We start from the raw sequence: 5,855 nt of genomic DNA on the forward strand, positions 1-5,855 counted from the left end.
AATCATGCACTGGCTTTTAACACACTGTTGAGTTCTCAAGAAACGGACGCGTACAACTCGGTCTGGATCTGTATTCAGCGATCCTGGCCTTGAAGGCGCTATCTCGTCTTCCGCAAGCTTAGCAGATCGACTAGCTTCGAGTCAAATCTTGCGATTTGATCTGAGGCCGGATGACCTTCCAAGATTGTGCGCCCCGGCTTCGGGGCAACCCTCGCAACTTACCGTGTCACCCGGACCATGTCGAATCAACCGAATTTTCGGTAGTGTCGGCATGCCCGGACAACGGCCCATGCTGAAGCACGCCTAAGCGGCTCTGCCGGGTGGCTCGTTGTATCAAGAGGCTTGCCCTGGGGCCCGTCCGCCTGACCGGCGTCCGGCTCACTCCCGGGGCGAAGAGAAACACTAGGTCGCGATCTGCGGCACGTCAAATCGACTCGCCCGGGGGATGGTGGCTCGTCTCCGCTGTTTGAGAGTTCTGACTGGTCAGCGCGCTGGGAGCGGTTTTGCGCCCCGTGTCGGTGCAGGCGGTGACGTCGTGGTGTCCTGCCCTTCGCTCTGGGAGCTCTGGTGCCCTGGTGCCTTGGTGTCGTCGCGTGCGACGACGCGTGCGAGGTGCTCGCGGTCGATGTGGTTCTCCCAGGTGGTGGTGCAACGCGGGTCGGAGCGGTCGTGGGTGCTACTGATGCCGAGGCCACCTGCCCCGCGCCTACTCGCCAGGCCGGCAACTGGTGGTGGGGGGTGACGGCTGCCAGGTGGGAGCACATCGGGGCAGAACCGTCTGGTGGGAGCGTCGATGTAGGTGGTGCGGGTAGTCCGGACGGTGTCGGTGGTGCTGCGACGGCTCGGTTGGGTGTTCCACGAGGGCGGGTGGGTTTCGCGAACTGACTCGGGCGACTGCCGGGATTCTGCCCCTGGGCAAGCATGGCCTGCGGGCAGGGCGTGGCGATTGATCAGAAGGCGGGCAGCGCAGAGCGGTCAACGCAGGACGGCCGGTCCAGGGGGTGACGCAGAAGGTCGGCGCAAAGGGCCGGCGCAAACCGGATTGCCGGAGGAGCAGGCCGGGGGTGCTGGTGAAGCGATCGGTTCTTGCGGGGCGATCCCCAAGCACCGTGTCATGGCGGCGCGCTTCCAGGCACCGTGTGCGGAAGCCTGGTTTCGGTGCTCAGCGGCGGGTGCTGCCGATTCCCCAGATCTGGGCGAGGGTGTCGCGCCCTTCGAGGGTCGCGTGTGGCAGGTGCTGCCAAGGTCCCTCCGCGATGGCGGCTCTGCCAGCGTGGTGGTTGGAGGTGCGGTGCTGGCGATGGCGGCGCCCGCTACCCCGGGGCTGGGGCAGGAGTCTCGAGCTGGGGTGCGGAGGTGGGGACCGAGGTACGGCGCCCTCGTAGCGCGGGCGTGCGAGGCCCAAGGTGGCTGTGTGTCCTTGGCGCACAGGGGTACTGCGCTCGTTGCATCCCTGCGCTCGTTGCATTCCCTGCGCTCGTTGCATCCCTGCGCTCGTTGCATCCCTGCGCTCGTTGCATCCCTGCGCTCGTTGCATCCCTGCGCTCGCAGGTGGCGCGGTGGAAAGCAAGCTGGAGGTCGGAGGTCTTGGCCCGATGGCTCCGGAGAGTTGTTGCTCGGTGCCTCCTGAGTTGATCGGGCCAGAAGGGGCGGAGACGATCACTTTCGCCATATATCGGGACCACTGCCGCGTATCCTGCCCCGGTGACCACTGCCGCCACACTAGCTCCCCCAGTCCGCCCAACCGCCCGTCCCCGCACGTCAACCCCTTGGTGGATGGCGTTGCCCGCCGGGCTGGCCGCGTTCTCGGGTAGCGGCTCCTCGACTCTGAACGGGGACGAGCTGGCCACCATCAGCGCCGCCGGCCGTTCGCTGGCGGGGATGTTCGAGCTGGCCCGCCACATCGATGGGCACTTCCTCCCCTACTACCTGTTCATGCACTTCTGGGCGAAGGCGGGGACGGCGGAGTTGTGGTTGCGGCTGCCGTCGGCGGTGGCGATCGGGGTGGCGGCGTGGTTCCTGGTCGAGCTGGGGCGTCGGCTGCACGGCACGCGTGCGGGGGTGATCGCGGCAGGGGTGTTCGCGATCCTGCCTTCGGTGTCCTACTACGGGGCTTTTACCAGGTCGTACGCGTTCGCGGCGGCCGCGGTCGTGTTCTCGTTCTGGGCGTTGCACCGGGCCTTGGAGAGCGGAGGCAGGCCGGATGTGCGGCGCTGGGTGGTGTACGGGATGGCGGTGGCGCTGGTGTGCTCCACGCATCTCTTCGCGGTGCTCGTGCTGCCGGCTCAGGTGCTGCTGATGCGACGGGCCGTGGCCGTGCGGATGGTGGTGGCGATGGCTGTGGGGTGTGTGCCGGCCGCCGTTCTCGGGCTCATCGGGTACGGGGAGCGGCATGCCATCAGCTGGATCCCCGAGCGCGGGCCCGAGGTGTGGTTGAAGTTTCCCAAGATGGCGGCGGGGGCGGGCACGCTCGGAGTGGTGTTGTTCGTGATGGCGCTGGTGGGGGCGGCGGTGCTGTTCGGGAGAACGCCACGGGCGGGGACGGTGCAGGGCGGGAAGTCACTGCGGGCCGGGGCGGGGCCGGACGGGGCAGCCGTCCCCCCGTCCGCTGGGGACGAGCGGAGCGGTGGGGTCTGGGCGTTCGTGCTGGTGGGGTGGCTCGTGTTGCCGCCGGTGCTGCTGCTGGTGGTCTCGTGGGCGGTGACGCCGGTGTACGTGGATCGCTATCTGTTCGTGACGGCTCCCGCGCTGGCGCTGCTGGCCGGGGTGGCCGTGGCAGCGCTGCCCCGGTTCCACGTGGTGGCGGGGGTGGTGGTCGTGGCGCTGGGGTGCGCGCTGGCCTTCCCCGACCATGTCGACGTACGGGAGGAGAACGGCCGGTTCGAGAACATCCCGTGGGCCCTGCGGGTGATCAAGGCCGAGCCCGAGGACGCCATCGTCTACGGGCAGAGCCAGCTGCGGACCGGATTCGACTACTACGCCGACTCCCTCATGCCCGTGGACGTCCTGCGGGCGGGCGACGAACCGGAGCCGGACGGGTTCGGTTATCCGGAACGGTCGGATGTCTCGGCCGTGCTGAGGGAACGGGAGCGGGTCTGGGTCGTGTGGCGGGGGACGAAGCAGTCGGGGCTTGAGGAGGATGCCGTGCCCCGGGTCGAGGAGGTGGAGCGGGCCGGGTTCGAGCTGAGCCTGGCCAAGCATTCGGGGGATCTGCCCGGCCTGACGGTGGCGTTGTTCGAACGGGGTGACGGAGACGGCGTTCGAACGGGGTGAGGGACGCGGTCGATAGCCGCCAGTCGGTCGCGGTCAACGGGGGTGGCGCCAAGTCACGCCCCCATCAGCAGTCGCACCGCCCGTCGGCAGTCAGGCCACCATCGGCGGTCGCGCCGTCTGCGGTCACCCCAGCGTCGGCGGTCCGGGCCGCTATCGGTAGTCACGCCGCCGACGGTAGCCAGGTTGCCAGTGGCCAGGCCGACGGCGGTCGGGGGCCCGGAGGCGAAGGCCGGATGACGCGACCGTCGCGGGTGGACGCGGCACGTACGAAACGGCCCGAGAGCGGCACGAGAACGGGCCCCCGGCGTCAAGCCGGAGGGCCCGTGTGGCAGGGGCGGTCAGCCGACCTCGACGCCGCCGATCGACTTCTTCCCGCGTCGCAGCACCATGTACCGCCCACCGAGCAGATCGTCCGCCCCGGGCACGTACGCCTCGTCGGTGATCTTGCGGTTGTTGAGGTACGCCCCGCCCTCCTTCACCGCCCGCCGGGCCGCCGACTTGGACTCCACCAGGCCGCTGTCGGCCAGCAGGTCAACGAAGGCGGTGCCGAGCTCGGGGATGGCGGCCCTGGGCACCTCGGCCAGCGCGGCCCCGAGGGTGGCGGCCGGCAGGTCCTCCAGTGAGCCCTGGCCGAACAGGGCCTTGGAGGCGGCGACGACCGCGTCCAGCTCCGCCCGGCCGTGCAGCAGCTCGGTGAGGTCCTCGGCCAGCGTGCGCTGGGCCTCGCGGGCGAAGGGACGCTCGGCGACGGCCTTCTCCAGCGCCTCGATCTCCTCGCGGCTCCGGAACGTGAACACCCTGAGGTAGTGGATCACGTCGCGGTCGTCGGTGTTGAGGAAGTACTGGTAGAAGGCGTACGGGGAGGTCATCTCGGGATCGAGCCAGAGGGCGCCCCCGGCCGTCTTGCCGAACTTGGTGCCGTCGGCCTTGGTGATGAGCGGCTGGGTCAGCACGTGGACGTGGCCGCCCTCGACGCGGCGGATGAGGTCGGCGCCCGCGGTGATGTTGCCCCACTGGTCGCTGCCGCCGATCTGCAGGGTGCAGTTGTAGCGGCGGTAGAGCTCCAGGTAGTCGTTGGACTGCAGGATCTGGTAGCTGAACTCGGTGTAGCTGAGCCCTTCGCCCTGCAGCCGCGCGGAGACCGACTCTCTGGCGAGCATGCGGTTGACCGGGAAGTGCTTGCCGATGTCGCGCAGGAAGTCGATGGCGCTCAGCTCGCCGGTCCAGTCGAGGTTGCTGACGAGGCGGGCCGGGTTGGGCTGGGCGTCGAAGTCCAGAAACTTGCTGACCTGGCCGCGCAGGCGTTCGACCCACTCGGCGACGATCTCGCTGGAGTTGAGCGAGCGCTCGGTGTTGCGGCCGCTCGGGTCGCCGATGAGGCCGGTGGCGCCGCCGACCAGGCCGATCGGGTTGTGCCCGGCCAGCTGGAAGCGGCGCAGCGTGAGCAGCGGCACGAAGTGGCCGATGTGCAGGGACGGCGCGGTGGGGTCGAAACCGGAATAGACCGTGATCGGTGCCTCGGCCATGGACGCGCGCAGCGCGTCGAGGTCGGTGGACTGGGCGATCAGGCCTCGCCACGCGAGGTCGTCAAGGATGTCGGTCACGGTGATCTGGCTTCCCTGGGTCGTTGTCGGTGCCTTTAGCCTGCCCGATCCGTGCGCATGGGCGCTACTTGGATACGCTGTGTACCCATGTGGAGGGTCCGTCGCGAGCTGGCCGTTTTCAAGATCTTAGGGGCTCTGGTGTGTGCCGGGCTCGGCGTTCACTGGTGGTGGGACGGCGATTTGCGCGGGGTGATCCTGGCGGTGCCCGCGGCCGTTCTGGTGGGCGGCATGGGGTTGCGCGACCTGCTCGTCCCGGTGCGGCTGGCGGCCGACGAGAGCGGCATCACGGTGGTGCACGGGTTCGCGGGCCGGCGGCACGTGCCGTGGGAGTCGATCTGGGACGTCAAGGTGGACGTGCGCAGGCGGTGGGGGCTGCGCAGCGAGATGCTGGAGATCGACACCGGCGACTATCTGCACATCTTCAGCCCTCAAGAGCTGGGCACCTCCCCCACGGAGGTGGCCGCGGCATTGCGCCGGCGCGGCACGTGAGCGCGGTACGGCGAGACGGTCGGGTCGCCGTCGATCCAGAACCGCCACGGGGTGTCCTTGGCCGTCGAGACGCCGGTGCGCGGCCCTGACCTGATCGCCGAAGGATCGGCGGGCCGGCCGTGCAGGACGGTGGCCGACTGGTGCGGCCGGCCGGACGGCGAGCCTTCGAGGACGGCGTCGAGGCCGTTGTGCTCGCGCAGCAGGCCCAGGGCCACGGCCAGCCGGGCGGGGCCCCGAGCCAGGTCGCGATCGGCGACGGGCTTGCCGGACGAGCGGCGGGCGCGGGCCTCGGCGGCGCCCGCGACCACCTCGCCGGCCCGCAGCAGCACGGCCGAGCCGTGCCCTTCGGGCAGGCACACGAGGTTCGCGCAGAAGTGCATGCCGTAGGTGAAGTAGACGTAGATGTGGCCCGGCGGGCCGAACATGACGGCGTTGCGCGGCGTCCTGCCCCGGTAGGTGTGGGCGGCCGGATCCTCGCCGGGGCCGAAG

At 69.6% G+C, this 5,855-nt stretch carries 4 protein-coding genes; 2 read left to right on the forward strand and 2 right to left on the reverse strand.

Annotated features, from left to right (window positions below):
• Positions 1-1,776: 1,776 nt before the first annotated feature.
• Positions 1,777-3,273: a glycosyltransferase family 39 protein gene (locus ABFX54_RS50475; protein WP_346114353.1), complete on the forward strand. Its 1,497-nt coding sequence runs from the start codon at positions 1,777-1,779 to the stop codon at positions 3,271-3,273.
• Positions 3,274-3,611: 338 nt separating this feature from the next.
• Here the strand turns inward: ABFX54_RS50475 and tyrS are convergent, their stop codons facing one another.
• Positions 3,612-4,877 carry a tyrosine--tRNA ligase gene (gene tyrS, locus ABFX54_RS50480; RefSeq protein WP_346114354.1) on the reverse strand — a complete coding sequence of 422 codons (1,266 nt, stop codon included), beginning with the start codon at positions 4,875-4,877 and terminating at the stop codon, positions 3,612-3,614.
• Positions 4,878-4,964: 87 nt separating this feature from the next.
• Here tyrS and ABFX54_RS50485 point away from each other — a divergent pair, with 87 nt between their 5' ends.
• Positions 4,965-5,366: a PH domain-containing protein gene (locus ABFX54_RS50485; protein ID WP_346114355.1), complete on the forward strand. Its 402-nt coding sequence runs from the start codon at positions 4,965-4,967 to the stop codon at positions 5,364-5,366.
• Here the strand turns inward: ABFX54_RS50485 and ABFX54_RS50490 are convergent.
• Positions 5,306-5,855, reverse strand: a 550-nt coding sequence (locus ABFX54_RS50490) for a DNA-3-methyladenine glycosylase (RefSeq protein WP_346114356.1), incomplete at its 5' end; no start/stop codon positions are given. The two genes, ABFX54_RS50485 and ABFX54_RS50490, sit on opposite strands and share 61 nt — an antisense overlap.

The organism is Nonomuraea maheshkhaliensis (assembly GCF_039529435.1).
GTDB lineage: Bacteria > Actinomycetota > Actinomycetes > Streptosporangiales > Streptosporangiaceae > Nonomuraea > Nonomuraea maheshkhaliensis.

Excerpts from the sequence above, each read along its gene's own strand:
- ABFX54_RS50475 (WP_346114353.1), top strand. The coding sequence starts at position 1,777 with ATGGCGTTGCCCGCCGGGCTGGCCGCGTTCTCGGGTAGCGGCTCCTCG.
- ABFX54_RS50485 (WP_346114355.1), top strand. The coding sequence starts at position 4,965 with ATGTGGAGGGTCCGTCGCGAGCTGGCCGTTTTCAAGATCTTAGGGGCT.